Origin of the sequence: Paraburkholderia sp. ZP32-5, assembly GCF_021390495.1 — a bacterium.
In the GTDB taxonomy this organism is placed as follows: domain Bacteria; phylum Pseudomonadota; class Gammaproteobacteria; order Burkholderiales; family Burkholderiaceae; genus Paraburkholderia.
Genome location: NZ_JAJEJP010000003.1, coordinates 98,038 through 119,580 on the forward strand (window position 1 = coordinate 98,038; position 21,543 = coordinate 119,580).

At 62.9% G+C, this 21,543-nt stretch carries 22 protein-coding genes; 13 read left to right on the forward strand and 9 right to left on the reverse strand.

Features of this window, described 5'->3' with window-relative positions; all coding sequences use genetic code 11:
* Positions 1–115 precede the first annotated feature (115 nt).
* From L0U82_RS33075 to L0U82_RS33110, 8 genes are all read left to right on the forward strand, one after another.
* Positions 116–1,024 carry a transporter gene (locus L0U82_RS33075; protein ID WP_442793708.1) on the forward strand — a complete coding sequence of 303 codons (909 nt, stop codon included), beginning with the start codon at positions 116–118 and terminating at the stop codon, positions 1,022–1,024.
* 304 nt (positions 1,025–1,328) lie between these two features.
* Positions 1,329–2,696, forward strand: a complete 1,368-nt coding sequence (arcD, locus tag L0U82_RS33080; protein ID WP_233839291.1) for an arginine-ornithine antiporter — start codon at positions 1,329–1,331, stop codon at positions 2,694–2,696.
* 16 nt (positions 2,697–2,712) lie between these two features.
* Positions 2,713–3,969 carry an arginine deiminase gene (gene arcA / locus L0U82_RS33085; RefSeq protein WP_233837737.1) on the forward strand — a complete coding sequence of 419 codons (1,257 nt, stop codon included), beginning with the start codon at positions 2,713–2,715 and terminating at the stop codon, positions 3,967–3,969.
* A gap of 66 nt (positions 3,970–4,035) precedes the next feature.
* A complete protein-coding gene (locus L0U82_RS33090; RefSeq protein ID WP_233837739.1) occupies positions 4,036–5,046 on the forward strand; it encodes an ornithine carbamoyltransferase in 1,011 nt (336 codons plus the stop codon).
* A gap of 91 nt (positions 5,047–5,137) precedes the next feature.
* Complete coding sequence (gene arcC / locus L0U82_RS33095; protein ID WP_233837741.1) at positions 5,138–6,082, forward strand: carbamate kinase; 945 nt, start codon at positions 5,138–5,140, stop codon at positions 6,080–6,082.
* 430 nt (positions 6,083–6,512) lie between these two features.
* Entirely contained in the window at positions 6,513–7,070 is a 558-nt protein-coding gene (locus L0U82_RS33100; RefSeq protein ID WP_233839293.1) for a hypothetical protein, read from the forward strand.
* Positions 7,071–7,226: 156 nt separating this feature from the next.
* Positions 7,227–7,667 (forward strand): hypothetical protein, encoded by a 441-nt coding sequence (locus tag L0U82_RS33105; protein WP_233837742.1) that lies wholly within the window; start codon positions 7,227–7,229, stop codon positions 7,665–7,667.
* 36 nt (positions 7,668–7,703) lie between these two features.
* A complete protein-coding gene (locus L0U82_RS33110; RefSeq protein ID WP_233837743.1) occupies positions 7,704–8,099 on the forward strand; it encodes a hypothetical protein in 396 nt (131 codons plus the stop codon).
* A 16-nt stretch (positions 8,100–8,115) separates the two neighbouring features.
* Here L0U82_RS33110 and L0U82_RS33115 read toward each other — a convergent pair whose 3' ends face one another.
* Positions 8,116–8,796, reverse strand: a complete 681-nt coding sequence (locus L0U82_RS33115) for a VIT1/CCC1 transporter family protein (RefSeq protein WP_233837744.1) — start codon at positions 8,794–8,796, stop codon at positions 8,116–8,118.
* Positions 8,797–8,817: 21 nt separating this feature from the next.
* A complete protein-coding gene (locus L0U82_RS33120; RefSeq protein ID WP_233837745.1) occupies positions 8,818–10,239 on the reverse strand; it encodes a DUF2252 domain-containing protein in 1,422 nt (473 codons plus the stop codon).
* Positions 10,240–10,575: 336 nt separating this feature from the next.
* Between L0U82_RS33120 and L0U82_RS33125 the strand changes: the two genes are divergently transcribed.
* Positions 10,576–11,832: a cation:proton antiporter gene (locus L0U82_RS33125; protein WP_233837746.1), complete on the forward strand. Its 1,257-nt coding sequence runs from the start codon at positions 10,576–10,578 to the stop codon at positions 11,830–11,832.
* Between the two features lie 95 nt (positions 11,833–11,927).
* Here the strand turns inward: L0U82_RS33125 and L0U82_RS33130 are convergent, their stop codons facing one another.
* The 4 genes from L0U82_RS33130 to L0U82_RS33145 form a co-directional block, all read right to left on the reverse strand.
* Positions 11,928–12,617, reverse strand: coding sequence for a CBS domain-containing protein (locus L0U82_RS33130; protein WP_233837747.1), 690 nt, complete (start codon positions 12,615–12,617; stop codon positions 11,928–11,930).
* A gap of 77 nt (positions 12,618–12,694) precedes the next feature.
* Positions 12,695–13,606, reverse strand: a complete 912-nt coding sequence (locus tag L0U82_RS33135; RefSeq protein WP_233837749.1) for a chemotaxis protein CheB — start codon at positions 13,604–13,606, stop codon at positions 12,695–12,697.
* Positions 13,607–13,774: 168 nt separating this feature from the next.
* Positions 13,775–14,752, reverse strand: coding sequence for an acetyltransferase (locus L0U82_RS33140; protein WP_233837751.1), 978 nt, complete (start codon positions 14,750–14,752; stop codon positions 13,775–13,777).
* A 45-nt stretch (positions 14,753–14,797) separates the two neighbouring features.
* A complete protein-coding gene (locus L0U82_RS33145; RefSeq protein ID WP_233837753.1) occupies positions 14,798–15,448 on the reverse strand; it encodes a BON domain-containing protein in 651 nt (216 codons plus the stop codon).
* Between the two features lie 218 nt (positions 15,449–15,666).
* Here L0U82_RS33145 and L0U82_RS33150 point away from each other — a divergent pair, with 218 nt between their 5' ends.
* On the forward strand, positions 15,667–17,031 hold the full coding sequence (locus tag L0U82_RS33150; RefSeq protein ID WP_233837755.1) for an MBL fold metallo-hydrolase RNA specificity domain-containing protein: 1,365 nt from the start codon (positions 15,667–15,669) through the stop codon (positions 17,029–17,031).
* A 78-nt stretch (positions 17,032–17,109) separates the two neighbouring features.
* Here L0U82_RS33150 and L0U82_RS33155 read toward each other — a convergent pair whose 3' ends face one another.
* Positions 17,110–17,349, reverse strand: a complete 240-nt coding sequence (locus L0U82_RS33155) for a hypothetical protein (protein WP_233837757.1) — start codon at positions 17,347–17,349, stop codon at positions 17,110–17,112.
* 38 nt (positions 17,350–17,387) lie between these two features.
* Positions 17,388–18,038, reverse strand: a complete 651-nt coding sequence (locus tag L0U82_RS33160) for a BON domain-containing protein (RefSeq protein ID WP_233837760.1) — start codon at positions 18,036–18,038, stop codon at positions 17,388–17,390.
* Between the two features lie 185 nt (positions 18,039–18,223).
* On the opposite strand from L0U82_RS33160, the gene L0U82_RS33165 reads away from it, so the two are divergent.
* Entirely contained in the window at positions 18,224–18,820 is a 597-nt protein-coding gene (locus L0U82_RS33165; protein WP_233839294.1) for a rhomboid family intramembrane serine protease, read from the forward strand.
* Positions 18,821–18,913: 93 nt separating this feature from the next.
* Positions 18,914–19,582, forward strand: a complete 669-nt coding sequence (locus L0U82_RS33170) for a SagB/ThcOx family dehydrogenase (RefSeq protein ID WP_233837762.1) — start codon at positions 18,914–18,916, stop codon at positions 19,580–19,582.
* Between the two features lie 124 nt (positions 19,583–19,706).
* Here L0U82_RS33170 and L0U82_RS33175 read toward each other — a convergent pair whose 3' ends face one another.
* Positions 19,707–20,141, reverse strand: coding sequence for an Hsp20/alpha crystallin family protein (locus tag L0U82_RS33175; RefSeq protein ID WP_233837764.1), 435 nt, complete (start codon positions 20,139–20,141; stop codon positions 19,707–19,709).
* Between the two features lie 441 nt (positions 20,142–20,582).
* Here L0U82_RS33175 and L0U82_RS33180 point away from each other — a divergent pair, with 441 nt between their 5' ends.
* Entirely contained in the window at positions 20,583–21,533 is a 951-nt protein-coding gene (locus L0U82_RS33180; RefSeq protein WP_233837765.1) for a universal stress protein, read from the forward strand.
* Positions 21,534–21,543: the final 10 nt, after the last annotated feature.

Here is a 21,543-nt window from a genome sequence, read left to right on the forward strand (position 1 = left end):
TAACGTCAGCGTTGGATGAAGCCTTTTCCGCTTTCGATCAACCATGCCGGCTGTGCATTCACCCTTCGCGCGAACCCTCTCGGCGCCACCACGCGGGCCAATCCGCTCCCGCCGCATGGGCCGCTTCGGCACGACGTTCGTCGGCGCGTGCCTCGCTCTGTCCATCATGCGGGTGTCGGCTCAGGAACTGGAGCCACGCGCGTATTCGCCCGCGCCCGTCGGCACCAACTTCATCGGGCTCACCTATACGAGGCTCAGCGGGCAGGTGCTCGTCGATCCGTCAATTCCCATTACCGATGTCCAGGCGCAGATCAACTCCGCGTCGATTGGCTACGTGCATGTATTCAATCTCGCCGGCCATGGCGCGTCGTTCGGTTTGCTCGCGCCTTTCGTCAGCGGCGATATCTCGGGTAAGGTCTTCGACGCCCCGAATCAGGTGCATCGCGCGGGAATCGGCGATGCCCGCTTCAGGCTTTCCGTCAATCTTCTGGGCGGCCCGGCGCTGACGCCGGAGGAATTCGCGCACCGCACACCCGGCACCATCGTCGGAATGAGCCTCACCGTCGTCGCGCCCACCGGACAGTACGAGCCCGCGCATCTGGTCAACATCGGCACCCACCGATGGGCGTTCAAGCCTGAGTTCGGCATCTCGCAACCGTTCGGCAACTGGTTTGCGGAAGTCATGACGGGCGTGTGGTTATTCACGGACAACACGTCCTTTCTCGGCAACAGGCGACGCGCTCAGGCGCCGCTCGCCGAGCTTCAGCTGCATGGCGGATACACGTTCCGTCCGGGCTTGTGGCTGGCGGCCGATGTAGGTTTCTCCTCGGGCGGCGCGACTTCCGTCAACGGTGTCACCGGCGACGACAGACAGAACAATGCCCGCTACGGACTCACGCTGTCGGTTCCGATCACGCGCGACTGGTCGGCCAAACTGGCCGTGTCCAACGGATTCGTGGTCAGAGCCGGCGGCAACTACAAGGCGATTTCGCTGACCTTGCAATATCGCTGGTTCAACCGGTGAAGCATCGCCAATCATCGGCGGAATTCGTTGCATCCGCTCCGATGTCAGCTCAACCATCTGGTCCGTTGATTCAGGTCAATCGACGTGACCTGACCGTTTCTATCCTGACTATGTGTCGAAAACTCCGATCGGTCGGCTGCGCCCGCGACGGAGTGAACGGACTCGAAACCGGTTAAGGAGAGGTTACATGTCAGATTCCGTAACGCAACCCGCGTCCAGCCCGCAGGCAGGACCCTCGACGGTATCGGCCGCCGCGGCCCCGAAACTTCATCTCGGCGCACTCACCGCGCTCGTGGTGGGCTCGATGATCGGAGGCGGCATCTTCTCGTTGCCGCAGAACATGGCGGTCAGCGCCGGTGCGGGCGCGGTGCTGATCGGCTGGGCGATCACCGCCGTCGGCATGCTGACCCTCGCATTCGTCTTCCAGACGCTCGCGAATCGCAAGCCGGAGCTCGACGGCGGCGTCTATATCTACGCCAAGCAAGGCTTTGGCGATTACATGGGCTTTTCGTCGGCATGGGGCTACTGGATCAGTGCATGGCTCGGCAATGTCGGCTACTTCGTGCTGCTGTTCGGCACCTTCGGCTACTTCTTTCCCGTCTTCGGCGAAGGCAATACGCCGCTTGCGATCGCCTGTGCGTCGGTGTTGCTGTGGGGCGTCCACTTCCTCGTGTTGCAGGGCATCAAGGAAGCGGCGTTCGTCAACATGATCACGACGATTGCGAAGGTCGTGCCGATTGTGCTGTTCATCGTGATCTGCCTCTTTGCGTTCAAGGCGAACATCTTCACGAATGACTTCTTCGGCTTGAGCACGCCGAAGCTCGGCAGTGTCGCCGACCAGGTGCGCGGCTCCATGCTCGTCACGGTCTGGGTTTTCATCGGCATCGAAGGCGCGAGCATTTTCTCGGCGCGCGCCGAGAAACGCGCCGACGTAGGCCGGGCAACGGTGATGGGCTTCATCGGCGTGCTGCTGGTGCTGGTGCTCGTCAACATGCTGTCGCTCGGCATCATGTCGCGGCCCGATCTGGCCGCGCTGCAAAACCCGTCGATGGCGGGCGTGCTCGAACGGGTCGTGGGTCACTGGGGCGCGATTCTGATCAGCGTGGGACTGGTCATTTCACTGCTGGGCGCGTTGCTCTCGTGGGTACTGCTGTGCGCGGAGATCATTTTCTCGGCGGCGCGGGACAACACCATGCCGCACTTCGTGCGCAAGGAGAATGCGAAGAAAGTTCCGTCGAATGCGCTGTGGCTGACCAATGGCATGACGCAGGCATTCCTGCTCATCACGCTGTTTTCCAAAGGCACCTATCTTTCGCTGATCTATCTGGCCACGTCGATGATCCTGCTGCCGTACTTCTGGTCGGCGGCCTATGCCGTGCTCGTCGCATGGCGCCGCGAGACCTACGAAGCCGAACCGAAGCAGCGCAACAAGGACTTGCTGATCGGCCTGATCGCCGTGGTGTACGCGGTATGGCTGCTCTATGCAGGCGGCTTCAAGTACGTGCTGCTTTCGGCGCTGCTGTATGCCCCGGGCGCGTTGCTCTTTGCCAAGGCGAAGCGCGAAGCAGGTCAACCCGTGTTCACGCTGGTGGAAAAACTCGTGTTCGCGGCGGTACTCGTGGGCGCGCTGATCGCCGCATTCGGCCTGTACAAGGGATTCCTCACGCTCTGATTCGAGGAGACACATGATGAGCACGGAAACAATGAAGTATGGCGTTCATTCGGAAGCGGGCAAGCTGCGCAAGGTGATGGTCTGCTCGCCGGGTCTTGCGCACCAGCGTCTGACGCCGAGCAATTGCGACGAACTGCTATTCGACGACGTCATCTGGCTCAGTCAGGCCAAACGGGATCATTTCGACTTCGTCACGAAGATGCGCGAGCGCGGCGTCGAAGTGCTGGAAATGCACAACCTGCTGACGGAAACGGTACGCAACCCGGAAGCGCTGAAGTGGCTTCTGGATCGGAAAATCCGTCCCGATACGGTCGGCGTCGGGCTCGCCAACGAGGTTCGCGCGTGGCTCGAAAGTCTCGAGCCGAGGCGGCAGGCCGAGTTCCTGATCGGCGGTGTCATCGCGGAGGACATCCCCGATACCGACGATTCGAACGCCTTGAAGATGTACCGGCAGTACCTCGGTTATTCCGGTTTCGTCTTACCGCCCTTGCCGAACACGCTGTTCACACGCGATACGACCTGCTGGATCTACGGCGGGGTCAGCCTGAACCCGATGTACTGGCCCGCGCGCCGCCAGGAAACCGTGCTGACCGCGGCAATCTACAAGTTCCATCCCGACTTCGCGAGCAGGGAATTCGAAGTCTGGTATGGCGATCCGGATCGCGACCACGGCCTCGCGACGCTCGAAGGTGGCGATGTGATGCCGATCGGCAAGGGCGTGCTGCTGATCGGGATGGGCGAGCGCACCTCGCGGCAAGCGATCGGAGAACTCGCGCAGAGCCTGTTCAGGAACGGCGCGGTCGAACGCATCATCGTGGCCGGCCTGCCGAAGTCTCGCGCCGCGATGCATCTCGATACGGTCTTCACCTTCTGCGATCGGGATCTCGTCACGATGTTTCCCGAGGTGGTCAACGAGATCGTCGCGTTCTCGCTGCGTCCCAGCGATTCCGAGGCGGCAAGAATCAACATTCGCCGCGAAGACAAGCCGTTCGTCGAAGTCGTGGCCGAGGCGCTGGGGCTCGCGCGGCTGCGCACCGTCGAGACGGGTGGCAATACTTTCGCGGCCGAGCGTGAGCAATGGGACGACGGCAACAACCTCGTGTGCATCGAGCCCGGCGTTGTAATCGGCTACGACCGCAATACCTATACCAATACGTTGTTGCGTAAGGCCGGCATCGAAGTGATCACGATCACCGCGAGCGAACTGGGCCGCGGCCGCGGCGGCGGCCATTGCATGACCTGCCCGATCGTGCGCGATCGCATCGACTACTGATACCTGCCTCGAAGGCGCGCCGCACTACCGCGCGCCTTTGCCGCATACACCGACAAGGAGTTCATCATGGCTTTCAATCTGCGCAACCGGAGCCTTCTGAGCCTCACGCATCACAGCAATCGCGAGCTTCGTTATCTGCTCGACCTGTCGCGCGATCTGAAACGCGCGAAGTACACGGGCACTGAACAGCAGCATCTGAAGGGCGTCAATATCGCGCTGATCTTCGAGAAGACGTCGACTCGCACGCGCTGTGCGTTCGAGGTCGCCGCGTATGACCAGGGCGCGAGGGTCACGTATATCGACCCGCACTCTTCGCAGATCGGGCACAAGGAAAGCATGAAGGACACGGCGCGCGTTCTCGGGCGCATGTACGACGCAATCGAATATCGCGGTTTCAGTCAGGAGATCGTCGAGGAACTGGCGAAGTTCGCGGGCGTGCCGATTTTCAATGGACTGACGGATGAATATCACCCGACGCAGATGCTCGCCGACGTGCTGACCATGCGCGAACACACCGACAAGCCGCTAACCGCCATCAGCTACGCGTACCTGGGAGACGCCCGCAACAACATGGGCAATTCGCTGCTGTTGATCGGCGCGAAGCTCGGCATGGACGTGCGCATCGGCGCACCGAGGGCGCTGTGGCCGAGTGCCGCGCATATCGAGGCGTGCGAGCGCTTCGCGGCCGAAACAGGCGCGCGCATCACGCTGACGGAGGATGCGAAAGCCGCCGTGAAGGGCGCGGATTTCGTGCATACCGACGTGTGGGTATCGATGGGTGAACCGATGGAAGTTTGGGGTGAGCGCATCCAGCTTCTGCTGCCGTATCAGGTCAATATGGATCTGATGAAAGCCACGCAGAACCCGCAGGCAAGATTCATGCACTGTCTGCCGGCGTTTCACAACAGCGAGACAGTGGTCGGCAAGCAGATCGCCGAAGCGTACCCCGCGCTTGCCAACGGAATCGAAGTGACCGAAGAGGTTTTCGAATCGCCGCTGAATATCGCTTTCGAGCAGGCCGAAAATCGCATGCATACGATCAAGGCGATCCTCGTCGCGACACTCGCCGACCTCTGAACAATCCGGTCGAATCATCAGCCGCGGGCGGCACAAGCGTCGGTGACGTTTGCGCCGCCCGCGATCACGCGTCAATCAGGAGGGGCACATCATGCGTATCGTGATCGCGTTGGGAGGCAATGCGCTGTTGCGGCGCTCGGAGCCGATGACGGCGGAAAATCAGCGTGAAAATGTGCGGCTCGCCGCCCGCCAGATTGCCCTCGTCGCACCCGGCAACGAGCTTGTGATCGCTCACGGCAACGGCCCGCAAGTCGGACTGCTTGCACTGCAAAGCGCCGCCTACAAGGAGGTCGAGGCTTACCCTCTGGACGTTCTGGGCGCGCAGACGGAAGGCATGATCGGCTATCTGATCGAGCAGGAGCTCGGCAATCTGCTGCCCTTCGAGGTGCCATTCGCGACGATTCTTACGCAGGTCGAAGTCGACCCGTACGATCCCGCGTTCGCGCATCCGACCAAGCCGATCGGGCCGGTCTACCCGAAAGAAGATGCCGAACGTCTTGCGAAGGAGCGTGGCTGGAGCATCGCCGCCGACGGCGACAAATTCCGCCGCGTCGTCGCGAGTCCACGTCCCCAAAATATCTTCGAGATCCGGCCTATCAAATGGCTGCTCGAACGCGGCACGATCGTCATCTGCGCGGGCGGCGGCGGTATTCCCACCTGCTACAACGACGACGGAAAGCTGGTCGGCGTCGAAGCGGTCATCGACAAGGATTTGTGCTCGGCGCTGCTTGCGCACGAACTGGGCGCTGACATGCTGATCATCGCCACCGACGTGGATGCCGTCTACGTGGACTGGGGAACGCCGGATCAAAGAGCGATCGCGCAGGCTCATCCGGACGAGCTGGAGAAACTTGGGTTCGCGAGCGGCTCGATGGGACCCAAGGTTCAGGCGGCGCTCGAATTCGTTCGTAAAACCGGGCGCGATGCCGTGATCGGCTCGCTGTCCGACATTCAGGCCGTCATCGAACACCGCGGAGGGACCTGCGTAAGCATGAATTCGCCGGGCATCCGCTATCGCAGTTCGAACGCAGCCTAGGACCCGTGCTTGGCTTGGACGGCTCGGTCGCGCTAATGACACCGCTGCGTGAGCCGCGCCGTTGATATGCATCAAGTGCGTTGCCGCGCAAGGCTCTACGCTGATTCCATCGAGCAGGTGAAAAGCGAGGCACAGCATGTTCAGGCGGATATTGTTCATAGGATTTCTCGCGCTACCGGGGTCGCTCCTCGTCGTGTCCATCGCGTGCGTTCATCCGCGCAGCCGCGCCATGCTGACCGAGCTGGCCTGTGCCGCGCCGCTGCTGGCGCGTGTGAAGGGACGCATCGCGGTGTTGCGCTCCAGTTGAGCGTGTTTCGCGACCGGCCTCGCGCAGCCGCAAGCTGCCGGGAGTTCACATAGACGATTTCTGCCGCACGGAGAACGCCACATGAGACACGCACGGCGTAAAGCATTGATTGTCTTGCTGACGGTGCTGGCAATCTGCCTTTCGATACAGTCCGCCGCTCGCGGCGAAGTGACGGCACAGGCCAGTTCCGGCGTCCCGTTCTCCGGAACCAGCGTCGCGCATGCAAACGCGGTCGTGTTCGCTATCGACACCGGCCGCAACAGCATGACGCTGCTCCAGGACAACGGAGAACCTGTCGACGTAGTGGTCGACCCGAACATCGGCGATGTGGGCAAACTGCGGCTCGGCGACACTGTCGCCGTCACGTTCCACCGGGCTCTGCTGCTGCGTGCCGACAAGAGCCATTCACGCGGGATACGCGAGCGCATCGATAAGGGATATACCAGCGGCGCATCGTTGGGCTCTTCCCTGTCCCTGCACCGCGTCGAGGCAGTGGCGACCGTCGTGCGGATCGATCGCGACAGGCATCAACTGACGTTGCGCGGTCCGACCCGTTCGGTGGTGCTGCAGGCATCGTCGGACAGCCTGCTCGACGGCCTGAAAGCAGGTGACAGCGTGCAGGTCGACTACGTCGAGGCGATCGCCGTCGACATCACGCGCGACGGCGCGCCGGTACGCTAGATCGTCGCCGTTTCCGCCCGAGGGTAGTTCGTGTTAACGACGCGGGTCGATACGCCAGGTAACTATGAGCCGCCGGCGGCGTATAAAGCCGCTAACGCAATCGCGCGTTTTTGCGCTAGAGGAACGCGCACTCAAACGCGATGACGGAGTGCTGCGATGAAAGTCCAGACCGCGAGCCCCATGCGAGGACCACACACCAGATGGCTGTACGTACTGTGCGTCAGCCTGCTGTTCGTGACGGCCGTCACCTGGCTGAACGCCATTTTCGATCACCCGATCGACGACGCGGTCGTTACCGGGATGATGTCGCCCGAGTGCGTGAAGGTCAGCCGCATGCCGGCAGGCTCTGTGCTTTCCGCCGCGCAACCGGACGACGAGATCTGCCGATCGTTCTTTCTGTATCGCGCAACGACCCAGAATGCCGCCGGTGACGTTGCGTCCTATCAAAACATGATCATGCGGGAGCGGGTCGGCGAGTTCTGGAGAATGATCGGCTACGCACTCGTGCTGTGGCTGCTCGTCACTGCGGCCTGCCTCGGATTCGCGCGGCTGCTCAAACGCATCGTCGCGAGCCGCATGCATCGTTCGGAGCGGTGAATGCCGCGAACGTTTTGCCAACATGGAGCACCGATCTTGCGCAATCTATCCTCGAAGCCGAAAGCCACAGCCGCTGATACCCGTGACGAGGCGGCGGAAATCTGCTTCCGCTACCGCAGCGGCCCGCGGCGTGCGCGCCACTACGACGTTCTGATGACACTCGGCGATCCGGGCGGCACCTGCCGCCTGGCAATTCGCGAAGCGTTGCCCGACGATGCGGACCTTCCGCCATTGACTTCGGGACGCGTCAATGCGACACGCCTGATGCGCGCACTCGATCTGATCGGACTCGTGGAGCGGATCACATCCCAGGACAACGCGCCTTCGGAACCCGGCAGGTTGCTGTACGACGCTCATCTGCACATGCCGCAACACGCTGCGCGGGATGAAACACGGCGCCCGTTCGCGGCGCTCCACCCGTGGCCAGACTGAGCCGGCCGCTGAGCGACTATCCTCCGAGCGCAATGATCGCCACCGTCAGCACGATACCCACCGTAGTCATGGCAAAGCCCGCCTTCATCGCACTGAAGCCGGTGTAGCGCCCAAGCGCAAAGCCCGCGCCGAACAGCATCACGAGCGTGAGCACGCGCGAGATGACAAGCGCCACGGTGCGATCCGCGACAACGAGAAACGGCAGCGCGACCGGAAAGGTCGATATGACGACGAGCATGAAGATGCCGAGCGCGCCGAGAAAGTCGTCGAACACGAAACGCGCGCGGGACGGTAGCGTTGATACGGCGGCGAGACGCGCGCGTATCCGTTCGAGTTCGGTATCTTCGACGAGCGGCTCCAGCGACTTCGGCAATGCGTCGCGCAATGTCTGCACAGCGGCCGCGTGATTCCGCTCGCGTTTCACACTCAGCGCAAGTGTCAGGCGCTGGGCACGAACCGCGAGCGTGCGAACCAGAAACATCACGGCGTCGGCGAGGCCCCACGCGAGGTTGCAGCCGAGCGCGGCAAGAAACATCTTGCGCCCGGCATCTTCGCCCGCGGTCACCGCCTTGACCGCGCCGACGAAAGTCAGCGCCATGAACAGCCCGAAACACAGTTCAGAGACACGGTCGACCATGCTGAGTATCGGCTCGCGCTTCTCAATCTGATCCTGCTGGGCGGATGTAGCCGTGTCCATATGACCTCCAATGCATGCGCCCTATTCTTCTCGCACGGCCTCAATCCGGCCTTCCCGCACTGCCTGAATAAAGGCGCGGTAATCGAGCTGGTTTTGCGATCTGTATTCCATCGCGAATTCGCCGATCGCATCGTCGAAGCTTTGGCCCGAACCCATATAGCCAGCCATCATCGCCGCGTCGCCGCTGCGTGCATGCGCTCGAGCGAGGGCGTGCGCGCACATGCGCGCGTACTGTCTGAGCATGCCGGAGTCGAGCGATTCGATGACGACCGACAGTTTCATATCACGAAGCTGCCGGACGTAGAAATCGCGCCCGTTCTTCCCGCGAGTCCAGCCGAGAAACACGTCGCTCGCGGCCTGCATGAGCCGTTGGCCGGCGATGACGCGCTCGCCGTGATTCGCATGCAAGCTCTTTCCCGCATAAGGTTCGAGCACCGATGCCCTTGCCTCTTTGACCTGCAGGAACAGTGGATCGTTGTCCGACGCCATCAGCAGACCGACCGAGCACATCGTGCCGACGCTGCCCACACCCACGACCTTCATCGCCAGATCGACGAAATGAAACCGGTCGAACAGAACCCGCACGTGTTCGGCAAGGCTTTGCCGATACGATTCGATCGCCTCCGCGTAATTTGAGCCGATACCCGGGGCCAGATCCTCATTGGGATGCACGATGAGCGGCGGCTCGTCCTTGATCCGCGGCCGCTCGCCCTCGTCCGAAACGAGCTTCGGATACAGATGGTCGGGCACGGTCTTGCGACGTTCCACTTCTATGCGCTGCGCGATCCGTTTGCGCGCAATCTCGACTATCTCGGGGTCGCCCGTGCGGTCCTGATACTTTTGCAGATCGATCCTGTCATACCAGACATCGAGCGTGCGCATGGATGCATAGTCGTGCATACGCTCACGGTATTCCCGCACCAGATCCACGGCGATGCGCGCCGTATCGCTCGCCGGCAACTCCAGATGATGACCCGCGATCGCCACGCTTGCGGCGAGCCGCTTCAGATCCCACTCGAATGGAGCAGGCAGCGTTTCGTCGAGATCGTTGATATCGAAGATCACATTGCGCTCCGGCGTCGCGAAGCCTCCGAAGTTCATCAGGTGCGCATCGCCACATGCCTGAACGCGTATGCCGCTGGTCGGCGTCACAGCCAGGTCGGCCGCCATGATCGCGGCCGCGCCGCGATAGAACGCAAACGGCGATGCCGCCATCCGGCCGAAGCGGATCGGTATCAGATGCGCGATGCGCCCTTCATTGGATTCGTTCAAAATCTCGATGATGTCGCGGCGATCCGCGGGCGCTACCCATCCCGCCTGCGACGAACGGGGAACCGAATCACGTATCACGCGCCCTTGCGATGCCCTCTCGTCGGGCGTCGTGTACGTAACGCGTTTCTCTCTTGCGTCGCTTACCATCTTGCGTGAAACGGCTTTATCCATGACATCACCTCGCGACTACGCTTCCCTGCTAATCCCTGGCCCGTACGCGCCCATGCTCGACGCAACCGGGGCGCCGCCGCGCCAGTGCCTTGCCCGGCATACCTGACCGGTCTGATCCACGATAGTCAGATGGCTACACCCGGAGTTGATACAGATCAACGGCCCTTGCGCCGCCGACGGCTTCGACAACCGCCTCGCGTATTCCACGAAACGCGGGTGACGTAGCCTGCATTTGCCCACGACGAAGGCTTGACCTGTATCAACCAGGCGTTTTGTGCCCGTCCTAGTCTGTTCATCACGTTGGGACGCGACTGGCCGTACACAGGGAGCGCACAAATGACACTCATCGCCGCATTCGTCACGCTGGTCTTCGTCTACAGCCTTGTATCCCGACGACTCGAACGCACGGTCCTGACCGCGCCAATGTTGTTTACGGCCCTGGGCATGCTCATGTCGCTCTCGCATGACGCGCTCACGGAATTGGCGCTCGACCGGAAAAGTCTGCTGCTGATCGCGGAACTGGGCCTCGTCATGACGCTGTTCACGGACGCGTCCCGCGTGCGTCCCCGTATGCTCAAGGGTGAGGCGCATCTGGCCGTTCGCCTGCTCAGCACGGGCATGCTGCTCACCATGGTGCTCGGTGTACTCGTGGCGATGGTCCTGCTCGGATCGCTGACCTGGTGGGAGGCGGGCATCCTGTCCGCGATTCTTGCGCCGACGGACGCAGGGCTCGGGCAGGCCATCGTCAACAGCCCGCGCGTACCAACGCGCATTCGTCAGACACTGAACGTCGAGGCAGGGCTCAACGATGGGCTGGCCGTTCCTTTCCTGATGTTTTGCATCGCCCTCGCCGAGGTGAAGGAGACCGGTGCCGGCGGCACGGTACTGGTCCGTTTCGTCGTCGAGCAGCTCGGCTATGGCACGCTGGTGGGGCTAGGCGTGGGACTGGCCGGCGGATGGCTGCTCGGCGTTGCCCAACGCAAGGAATGGATCGTCCAGTCGCTCACGCAACTTGGCGTCGTGGTCCTTCCTTTGGCATGTGTGCTGATTTCGGAGGAAACCGGCGCCAGCATGTTCATCGCGGCGTTCGTCGCGGGTCTCGCGACCCAGGCGGGCTTTAGCGAGGTCGGCAAACACAGCGTTGAGTTCACCGAGGATTGGGGGCAACTGTTCAACTATTTCGTCTTCTTCCTGTTTGGACTGCTCGTCACGCGTGTCTGGGCACAGTTCAGCGTCGCCATCGTGGCCTATGGTGTAGCGAGCCTGACGCTGATCCGCATGGTTCCGGTTGCGATCGCGTTGAAAGGCACGCGCCTGAGCTGGCCAACGCTGCTGTTCATAGGCTGGTTCGGCCCCCGAGGGCTCGCATCGATCGTTCTCGGACTTGTTTATCTCGAAGGGGAAACCGGGCTGCCGGGTGAGCAAACCATCAAGCTCGCGGTCATGGCGACGGTCCTGATCAGCATCTTTGCTCACGGACTCAGCGCGTTGCCCGCGATCGACCGTTATACGCGCGCTATCGGTCGTCTCGACAGTAGCGCGCCGGAGCAGAAGACGGCCGATCTCGATCGGGCCAGCACCGGTGGGGCGTAGCCGCACCGGTTCACCAGCAATGAAAGAGAAGACTGCTAGAAGACAGCTTCGAGCGCGCGTTCGGCTCGCTCCCGGCGACTGCTTCACAGACTGCTTCACATCGGCGTGAAGACGACCGGATACTCCAGATGATCGTTGACGCCCTTCACCCCCGGCGCACGCGCGGCGGCGGCGAGAATAGCCTTACGCTCTTCCTCCGAGCGCACCGTGCCCCAGCAATGAACCACGCCGTCCGTGACGATCAGGCCATCCGCCGCCATGGCCCAGCGATGGCCATCCAGTTCCTTCGTAATCGCCTGACGGATCTGATCGTCCGACGGCTGCGTATCGAGCTGCGCGGGCGCGCAACTCGCGAGCGCTCGCACCAGATTGGCCCGGCTGACGATGCCGGCGAGCTTACCGTTGCGCAGCACCGGCAGCCGCTTGAGGTGCTTGCGCGCGAGCAGTTCTGCCACCTGGGTCAGCGGCGCGGCTTCGTCGACGGTGACCGCCGGCGTGCTCATCACATCGCGTACCTTAATTGCGTGCTCCTTCAGATACTCGACCGCGAGCTGACGCGTGGGCGCCAGAAATTCGGCGAGCCACGAGCGCCGCGGGTTTTCCGTGCCGGTTTCGACGCGTCTGAGCAGATCGCCTTCGCTGACGATGCCGATCACGTCGCCCGTCTCGTCGACGACGGGCATGCCGCTGATCCGGTTATCGGCAAGCAGCTTTGCCGCGTCGTATACCGAGCTGTCCGGTGCGATTGAAACGACCTGCGTGGTCATGATGTCCGAGGCTTGCATGGCGAATCTCCATATCGAGGGCTCATCCCTGTTGCACATGAGTCTAGACACACGCGTGACGACGCATTTGATAAGGGTCAAAGGTCGTCGAGGTGGTTGCCCGCCGGCGCTACACCGGCATTCGCCGTACCGGCGTTCGCGGATTGCGCAGCCGCGCCATGCGCCGCGGAATGTCTGTCACGCACTCCCGTCTGTTCGCCGGCAAGAGCACGCGCCGAAAAGGCGTGCCCGGCACGGCATCTGAAGCGCGTCATACTTCGATCGCGCAACTCGAATAGTGCGCTGGCGCACTCGGGACAGTTCAGCCCGGACGGAGTACTAAGCCGCTCGAATTGCGACCAGTCGGCGGCGTCGACGCTTCCTTCCGCGATGCGAGTCTCGATCCGGATAAGGTCGTCGCGACTGCCAGGCGCGGGCATGTCCGGATCGTCTCTGGCGAGATCCACCAGAAGCTCGCCCATCTCCGCCAGCCTGCAACAGTGATCCACGCAGGCATGCGCGAGCGCGCTTCTCGGCATCGACGGCGCGAGCGCTTCGGACGGCTCCTGCACCACGGCTATACCGCCTCGATCCTTGATGGCCATCAGCCCGGCCGTGCCATCGTCGAGATGTCCGGTCAGCACCACGCCGACGACCGCCGGGCCATATGCATTGGCAGCCGAGCGAAATAACGGGTCGATCGCGGGCCGGCAGTGATTTTCCCGAGGCCCTTCGGAGAGCCGGATATAGCCTTGCCGGACCAGCATATGTCGGTTTGGCGGAGCGACGTAGATGCGCCCTTGCTCGATGAGTTCGATGTTGCCCGGATGTTGCGCGGGCAGACTCCCAGCCTTCGTGAGAATGGCGGGCAGCATACTCGGGCTGCCCGCGCCGACGTGCTGGACGATCAGCACGGGCGCGGGAAAATCGGCGGGCAACTGCTTGACGAGTTGTCGCAACGCATCGATCCCGCCCTGCGATGCGCCAATGACAAAGATCCGGCCGCTCATTCTTCCCCCCTTGCACGGTATGGCGCCATGATTGATCGCCTGCCACGCCCACTTTTTGACCTGCATCAAACCCGCGCAAGCCAAAATCGGACACAACGGCGAAACGCGCGATGCAGCTTTCGACGGCTGCGCGCATCGCACAGCGCAAGCCCGAAGCCGCGGGAACGGCTACTCGCCGGCTGCAATGGAATGCGGAGAAAAGGCAATGCTGAAGGCCGCAATGAATTCGTCGAGCCGGCGAGGATCGAGCCCATCGATACCGGCGGCGGCTACACGGCCATTGCCGCCGAATTTCCTGCACAGAACATCGGCGCCTTGCGGGCGCTCCAATGGCGCCCTCACGCTCGCCACGTACCGGTTGTCGCCGCGCAGGGTCAGCACCGCGTGCGCCCGCCGCGGATCGCGCCTCGCGATGAGGTTGGCGAATTCCCCCCGTACGCGATGCGCCCACGCGGTGTCGGGAAGAACATGCAACGTCCCGGCTGCAAGTCTCTGGACTGTCGCGAGTCCGAGCGCAAGCTCGATATCTTCCATGCGCCGCGTCTCGATTTCGCGCAGTACGCCGGTCGAGGCAATGAACTCCAGCGGGCTCCAGAAGGGTTGAATGGCGCGATACATCGCGGCCGGATCGACGATGAGATCGGCGCGACTGTCGCCATAAGCGTTGTAGTTGATCGCGATGCCCAGCTCGCGCAACATCTGCTCGTCGGCCAGACTCATCGCGCATTCCGTGGCCACCTGATGCGCTACCCGATGAAGGTTGTCGCCATACGCCGCGACGACCGCCCATGGCTTGTGCCGCCCATGCAGATGACGGTCCACGATGAGGCCGGTGCACATATCGGGCGATGTATCGATATGGGCGGTCAGTAACGCATTGCCGGGGATGACGCCGGGAAAATGATGGTCGAAATATTCGATGTTCACACCGCGCTCGAGAAGGACGGCAAGAGCGTCGCGATTCGTGTCGAGCGAAATATCCAGCACGGTCACGCTATCGCCATGCTGCGCGCGCGCGTGCTGCAATAGCGCCACTTCGCGCTTGGTGCCCGTTATCAGAACGGCGTCGGCGGGATAGGCAAGCCTCAACTGGTGCAGCGCGCAGATACCGTCGGCATCGCCATTGAATATATCGAATCGATTCATCGGCCGCTCCACTGGCGAACTCCCGATCCGCGCGCAACGCGACTGTCAGCCGATCTCCAGATGATCGACGATCGTCTTCACGCCCGGCGTCGAGCGCGCCGCGCCCCAGACTACCGAGCGTTCGGAGCGGGAGCCGACCCGGCCCGACAGCGTGACGTTACCGTCGTCGACCTTTACGCCCAGGTGCTTCAATTCGCGCTCGGTATGTCGCTCGATCGCCTTGCGGATGCTGCATTCGATATCGGTGGACGATGCACAACCGGTGATGCGGATGTCGTTCGTCAACCCGGTCACGCCGCGCATGTGCCGGATGTTCTTCTCGGCGATGTGACTGCGATAGCCGTCCCGCACTTCGCCACTCAAGGTCACCCAGCCATTCTCGACCTTGATCCTGACCGTACTTTCTTCCAGACCGGCGATCCAGTCGAGCACCGCCCGGGCGCTCACCGCGATGTCCTCGTCGCTACGCCGGTCGGTGTCGTGAAGCGCAACCTCGATGTGCATGACGACGGCGACCACACCGGCTATGCCGAGTACCGATTTCTCGGCGGCGACCTTCTGCGCGTAGTTCGGCACCTGACCGCTCAGCGTGACGATGCCGTCGGCTACGGCCACGCCGATCCGGTTCGCGTCGATCGCGGAGTTGTTCGCGAGTTCGTCCTCGACTTCCTCTTTCAATTGACTATCCGACTTCATGGCCGGGGCCCTCCAGGAATCGGCATCGATGCAAGCGCGCCTCGACACCACACAAACGATCGCTTTCATCGTGCTCACGGCTCGGGTCCCGAGGCGCAAGCAATGATTTCACTGTAGTGTCGGCCTGCGCGCGACTCATGATCCACATCAATAGCGCGGCGCGCGCATGCGATGAAATAACGGTACGCAGCCAGGTATCGGCGCTCGACGGAGGAACCATGAAACTAACCTTTTTGGGTGCAAGCGAGACAGTCACCGGTTCGAAATACCTGCTTGAAGAGCCCGGTTTGCGCGTCCTCGTCGATTGCGGGTTGTTTCAGGGCGTGAAGAATCTGCGGCTGCGCAACTGGGCTGCGCTGCCGGTGCCAGCCGATTCGATCGACGCCGTGATCCTGACTCACGCGCACCTCGATCACAGCGGTTATCTTCCGCTGCTGGCGAGAAACGGTTTTCGCGGGCCTGTCTATTGCACACCGGGCACCGCCGCGCTGTGCGAGATCATGCTGCCCGACAGCGCAAAGATTCAGGAAGAAGACGCGGATTTCGCCAACCGGCATGGGTTCTCGAAGCATCATCCGGCGTTGCCGCTTTATACACGGGATGACGCGCAGCGCGCGCTGCATCTGCTCGAACCGCGGCACTTCGACCATCCCACCGATTTGCCGCATGGGCTTTGCTTCCGTTTCCTGCCGTCCGGACACATTCTCGGCGCCGCAAGCGTCGTGATGTGCCGCAATCACAAGGTGCTGGCGTTTTCCGGCGACGTGGGCCGCCCCGAAGACCCGATCATGCGCGCGCCCACGCCGCTTGCACACGCGGACTACCTCGTCGTCGAATCGACCTACGGTGACCGATTGCACCCGGATTCGAATCCCCGGGACGAACTCGAGCGTATCTTCAGCCGGACCTTCGCCAAGGGGGGCGTCGTCGTCATCCCGTGCTTCGCGGTCGGGCGCGCGCAGGAAATTCTCTATTACATCGCGAAGCTGAAAGAGACCGGACGCATGGCTCATGTGCCCGTCTATCTGGACAGTCCGATGGCGACCAACGTGACGGAGGTGTATCGCAGGCACCTTGCCGAACACCGGTTGACGATCTCGGAAGCCGGCGCGATCGACCACGCCGCGATCATGGTCAGAAGCGTCGACGAATCGAAAGCGATTGCGTCGCACAACGGCCCGATGGTGATCATCGCCGGCAGCGGGATGGCGACCGGCGGCCGTGTGCTGCACCATCTGCGCCTGTACGCGTCCGACCCGCGCAACACGATCGCGCTCGTCGGCTACCAGGCGCCAGGCACACGCGGCGCGGCGCTGGCTGCCCATCAACCGGCCATCAAACTGTTCGGCGAATACGTGCGGGTGCGTGCCAACGTCGAATCGATCTCGTCGCTATCCGCGCATGCCGACTACCGCGAACTGCTGCAATGGCTGTCGAGTCTCGCCGACGCGCCCACCCATACGTTCGTCACGCATGGCGAGCCTGCTGCCGCGGATGCCATGCGGCGGCGTATCGTGGAAACGCTTGGCTGGTCCTGCGAAGTCCCCACCTACGGGCAAACCGTCGAGCTCGAACAACTGTGAGCCGGGCCGAGGCGACCGGCCTGGGTTCACTGTTCGCGACCCGCGCGGCGCGAGTCATTCGGCGCCGCGTTGCGCGCATCAAACCGCAATGGTTTTCGTGGACTTCAGCACGATCCATGTCATGCCTTCGCGCAAGCCTTCCAGCACCGCTTCGCGCTCCGTGACGAAGACCTTCGCATGATGGAACGTATGTTCGAAGTCGCCGTCCGGCGACCCCTGCGCGACGTGAATCGTCGCCCGGAATCCGCCGTCCGGCGCCGCTTCCGTCCGCACGTCCACGGACCACGTTCCCTGCTGTACGTTTGCCGAAATAGTCATGGAATGCTCCCTGTCTTCGCGCGCCGCCATCGGCCCTGTCATTCGACGACGAGATCGTCGACCACCGCGCACACGCCTGGCGCGCTCCACGCAACGCCTCGCGCGAGAGCGCGTTCCGCGTACGACCCCACTTTGCCGCTCAACGTTACCGTGCCGTCTTTTACGTCGATGCCGATGTGTTTGACCTCGCGTTCGGCATGACGCCGCAGCGCCTCGCCGATCTTTTTGCCGATCTCGTCCGGCGCGACCTTGCGGCGTACTTCGATACCGTTGGTCACGCCGCGCACCCCGCGCATGTGGCTGACCGCGCGCGCGACGACATGGCGCTGCCAGGCCCAATCCACCGCGCCGGTCAACGTGACCCAGCCCTTTTCGACCTGGACCTTGACCGACTCGTCGGACACCGCGACGCTCCAGTGCAGGATCGCGTGAACCGCGCTCGCCACGTCCTCGTCGCTGTATTCATCGTGCTTCGGCAAGCGCACCTGCATGTCCACCGCCACGGCTTTCACGCCGGCCACGCGCTGCGCGGCCTTTTCCGCGGCGAGCTTTTCCGCGTAGCTCGGCGGATGGCCGGAAAGCGTCACGATGCCGTTCGTCACCTCCACGCCGATATCCGTCGCGGTGACGGCAGGATCCCATTCAAGCTCCGCTTCGATGTCCTTTTTCAATTGCCAGTCGGTTTTCATCACGCCGCTCCTTGTGCGTCCTTTTGACGAATCGTGGCTCACGCCATCAGCACAAAGATTCGTCCCGCAACGGCACGGCGGTTCTGATGCAGATCAATTGCGCGTGTATTCACGGAGGTAATCTGATCGAGACCCATCCGTCGATGGGCCCGATATGCGTCCACTATCAGCAAGGCCGCCAGACCATGACGCTGCTATTGATTGCACTGAACGCGCTCGCCTTCGCACTCGAGGCGTTCGTGCCCGCTTCGCTGATCGACGACTTTGCGCTGTGGCCGCTCCATCCGGTGAACGCGGGCGCGCCCGCATTCCATCCGTGGCAGTTGCTGACCTACAGCGCGTTGCACGCGAACTTCCCGCATCTGGCTTTCAACATGCTGGGGCTGTTCATGTTCGGCAGCGAGGTGGAGCGTGTGCTCGGCGCCGCGAGACTGCTGAAGCTCTATGTGGCAAGCGTCGTCTGCGGCGGCGTGGTCCAGCTACTGACAGCCATCGCGCTGGGCGGCGATGCCTATCCGACCGTCGGCGCGTCGGCCGGCATATTCGGCGTGCTCGTCGCCTACGCACTGCTTTTTCCGCGGCGGCGCGTGGTCCTGCTGTTCCCGCCGATTCCCATGCCCGCATGGCTGTTCGCGACCGGCTACGCGCTGATCGAACTGCTGCTTGGGGTATCGCGCGAAGCACCGGGTGTCGCGCATTTCGCGCACCTCGGCGGCATGGCTGGAGCAATCGCGATGATGGGCTTCTGGTTGCGCAAGCGGCGCCGCGACGCGTTTGACTGAAGTCAAACGGCAAGCGCTGGCGCGCCGGTATGTTGGAAACGATGCACTGAGATGCCAAGGGAACGCATCGCCCGATCCTCGGAGAAATCGACCATGTCCGATACCCAACTGCTGACCTATGAACCCGCGCCCGATCGCGCGCCGTCCCGTGCGCGCGGGGAGAGTCCGCCTTTCATCGAATTGCCGATGCCCGACATGTCGTCGGGCGCGCCGCTGATGAAAGCGCTCGCGCTGCGCGCCAGCACACGGGAGTTTTCCGATGCGCCGCTTGCGCTCGCCACGCTCGGCGCGCTGCTATGGGCCGCCGACGGCGTCAACCGTCCCGCTAGCGGCGGCCGCACGGCGCCGTCGGCGCGTGCCGTCAACGAGATCGACCTCTACGCGGTGCTGCCGAACGGGGTCTATCGCTACGATTCCCCATCGCACCGGCTCGTGCTCAAGCAGGCGAGCGATGCGCGCAATCTGACCGGTTACCAGGATTTCGTCGGCGAAGCGCCGCTCGACCTCGTGTATGTCGTCAACATGTCGCGTCTGCTCGATATGCCGGTACAGCAGCGCAATATCTTTTCCGCCGTCGCGGTGGGCGCGATGGCGCAAAACGTCGCGCTGTATTGCGCGTCGCAGGGCTTGGGCAATGTCGTGCGCGGCTGGATCAATCACCGCCTGCTGAGCGAGGCGTTGAGGCTCAACGAAGACGAACTGCCGATTCTCGCGCAAACCGTCGGTGCGCTCGGCACGACGCTCACGTCTCTCGCGGACTGAGGAAACAACACATTGCGTGCGGCGGGCGTTCGCTCGATATGCGAAGCGCCCGCCGCGCGACGGCCGCGTATGAAAGCGCATATAAAAAAAGGCGCGCCGCGCACGGCGCGCCATACCCGCTAACTCAGTTGACAGTCAGACGCTTGCTGTCGCTCGACGCCTTTTTCGGCAAGGTCAACGACAACACGCCGTCCTTGTATTCGGCCTTGGCGTTGGCTTCGTCGACCTCGCCGCCGAGCGCGAACGAGCGGCTGAAGGTTCCGGAGTAGCGCTCGCGGCGAATCACGCGATCGCCCTCCTTTTCCTCCTTGTTGCGCTCGACCTTCGCGTTGATCGACACGACGCGTCCGTCGATCTGAATATCGATGTCCTTTTTATCCACGCCCGGCAGTTCGGCTTTTACCGAATACGTGCCGTCGTTTTCCGTCACGTCGATCTTCATCGACGCGAGTTCGGTGTCCTGCGTCGTCAGCATCGACCGCATCGGCCGGAAAAATCCCTGAAACAGTTCCGAGACAGGATCCAGCGAAAGCGGATCAAAACGCGTCAGATTGCTCATTGCATCTCTCCTTCAAACAGATCGGCGGCCAGAAGCTGGCCCAGTTGAACAGCCCGCGGCTGGCTCGCGGCATCGCCGCGGCGCCATAGGGCCGCTGTCGTGACAATTTCGCTATCGCGGGCAACCGCGAGTTGCCGGAGAACCGGACATGGCGGTGCTCTCGCACTTCGTGACTGCCCGCGCCGTGAAACCGCACCTCCAGCGTAATCGCGCGTCATGCTGCGTCGTTGATCCACGTCAAGCGTGGCTGGACGCCCCGCCAAGCACCCCATCGCCTTTCGCGCGAGCCTGCCGGCCACGCGTGGAATTAGCCGCCGTTGCGAACGGCGAGGGCAGTGACAGTGGCGAGACCCACGCACGCTTGACTTCGGTCAAACGGCGACGCGCGGGAGTCCGGACAATTTCTCCACGACAGCGCGTGTCGCGCACAAGGAGCCCATCATGAATTCGCCGGTTTCAGCACGCTTCGCGTCGGCACTGCCGGGCAAAATACTGCTCGCCGTCGATCAATCCGTCGCGTCGCAACATGCCGTCGCCTACGCGAGCCATATCGTGGCGGCGGGCGGCATCATCCGGCTCGTCAGCATCGTCGAGAACCCGCGCACGCTCGTTCCGGCGGGCTCGCTCGTCAGAAGCGCGCTGCAGGCCGCGCGTGACGAACTGCTGCGCGATGCGCACGAAGCGTTGGCGCGGGCCGCCGACGTTCTCGCCGGGCACGGCATACAGGTCGAAAAGGAAGCGATCGATCTGGCGGCGCGCGGCGGCGATGTCGTGCACGCGCTGATCGATGCCGCTGACGCCTGGCAGCCAGATCTGATCGTCACCGGCGCTCATCAGCATCACGGCTTGCTGCGATGGGTCGAAGGCGCGGTATCCGCCCCGCTGGCGAGACTCTCGCCCTGCCCGATCCTGATCGTTCCCGCCACCGGCAATGCCGACGCATACGCATTGCCTCGACACATTCTGTTCGCCGTCGACGGCAGCGATCAGGCAACGCAGGCGCTTCGCTACGGTGTGCGATTCAGTACGCCGGACACGTCTCTGCGGGCCATCTACGTGGTCGACCGCGCAGTGCGCCTGAGCGACCTCGTGCCGATCGACGTCCTCGAGGATGCGTTCGTCGACGAGGGCACGCGCGCGCTCGCCGCGGCCGGCCCTCTTCTGCGGGTTGCGTCCGGGCGATCGAACGTCGAACTCGTCCGCACGGAGCGCACCGGCGACGACGTTGCCCATGCAATCGTGCGCGAGGCCGCCAGCTGGCAGGCGAACATGATCGTGATGGGCACGCATGGGCGGCGCGGCATGGTTCGCTGGATGCTGGGCAGCGTCGCCGAGCGTGTCGCCCATATCACTCCCGTGCCGCTGCTGCTCGTCCATGGACGCCACACATGATGAGGCGAGC

What these genes read in the sequence shown, in the direction of transcription:
- L0U82_RS33150 (WP_233837755.1), top strand. Translation starts at nt 15,667, where the DNA reads ATGAAACTAACCTTTTTGGGTGCAAGCGAGACAGTCACCGGTTCGAAA.
- L0U82_RS33125 (WP_233837746.1), top strand. Translation starts at nt 10,576, where the DNA reads ATGACACTCATCGCCGCATTCGTCACGCTGGTCTTCGTCTACAGCCTT.
- L0U82_RS33115 (WP_233837744.1), bottom strand. Translation starts at nt 8,796, where the DNA reads ATGGACACGGCTACATCCGCCCAGCAGGATCAGATTGAGAAGCGCGAG.
- arcA (WP_233837737.1), top strand. Translation starts at nt 2,713, where the DNA reads ATGAGCACGGAAACAATGAAGTATGGCGTTCATTCGGAAGCGGGCAAG.
- L0U82_RS33105 (WP_233837742.1), top strand. Translation starts at nt 7,227, where the DNA reads ATGAAAGTCCAGACCGCGAGCCCCATGCGAGGACCACACACCAGATGG.
- L0U82_RS33145 (WP_233837753.1), bottom strand. Translation starts at nt 15,448, where the DNA reads ATGAAGTCGGATAGTCAATTGAAAGAGGAAGTCGAGGACGAACTCGCG.
- L0U82_RS33075 (WP_442793708.1), top strand. Translation starts at nt 116, where the DNA reads ATGGGCCGCTTCGGCACGACGTTCGTCGGCGCGTGCCTCGCTCTGTCC.
- L0U82_RS33140 (WP_233837751.1), bottom strand. Translation starts at nt 14,752, where the DNA reads ATGAATCGATTCGATATATTCAATGGCGATGCCGACGGTATCTGCGCG.
- L0U82_RS33160 (WP_233837760.1), bottom strand. Translation starts at nt 18,038, where the DNA reads ATGAAAACCGACTGGCAATTGAAAAAGGACATCGAAGCGGAGCTTGAA.
- L0U82_RS33180 (WP_233837765.1), top strand. Translation starts at nt 20,583, where the DNA reads ATGAATTCGCCGGTTTCAGCACGCTTCGCGTCGGCACTGCCGGGCAAA.
- L0U82_RS33165 (WP_233839294.1), top strand. Translation starts at nt 18,224, where the DNA reads ATGACGCTGCTATTGATTGCACTGAACGCGCTCGCCTTCGCACTCGAG.
- L0U82_RS33155 (WP_233837757.1), bottom strand. Translation starts at nt 17,349, where the DNA reads ATGACTATTTCGGCAAACGTACAGCAGGGAACGTGGTCCGTGGACGTG.
- arcD (WP_233839291.1), top strand. Translation starts at nt 1,329, where the DNA reads ATGATCGGAGGCGGCATCTTCTCGTTGCCGCAGAACATGGCGGTCAGC.
- L0U82_RS33130 (WP_233837747.1), bottom strand. Translation starts at nt 12,617, where the DNA reads ATGCAAGCCTCGGACATCATGACCACGCAGGTCGTTTCAATCGCACCG.
- L0U82_RS33090 (WP_233837739.1), top strand. Translation starts at nt 4,036, where the DNA reads ATGGCTTTCAATCTGCGCAACCGGAGCCTTCTGAGCCTCACGCATCAC.
- L0U82_RS33175 (WP_233837764.1), bottom strand. Translation starts at nt 20,141, where the DNA reads ATGAGCAATCTGACGCGTTTTGATCCGCTTTCGCTGGATCCTGTCTCG.
- arcC (WP_233837741.1), top strand. Translation starts at nt 5,138, where the DNA reads ATGCGTATCGTGATCGCGTTGGGAGGCAATGCGCTGTTGCGGCGCTCG.
- L0U82_RS33170 (WP_233837762.1), top strand. Translation starts at nt 18,914, where the DNA reads ATGTCCGATACCCAACTGCTGACCTATGAACCCGCGCCCGATCGCGCG.
- L0U82_RS33135 (WP_233837749.1), bottom strand. Translation starts at nt 13,606, where the DNA reads ATGAGCGGCCGGATCTTTGTCATTGGCGCATCGCAGGGCGGGATCGAT.
- L0U82_RS33120 (WP_233837745.1), bottom strand. Translation starts at nt 10,239, where the DNA reads ATGGATAAAGCCGTTTCACGCAAGATGGTAAGCGACGCAAGAGAGAAA.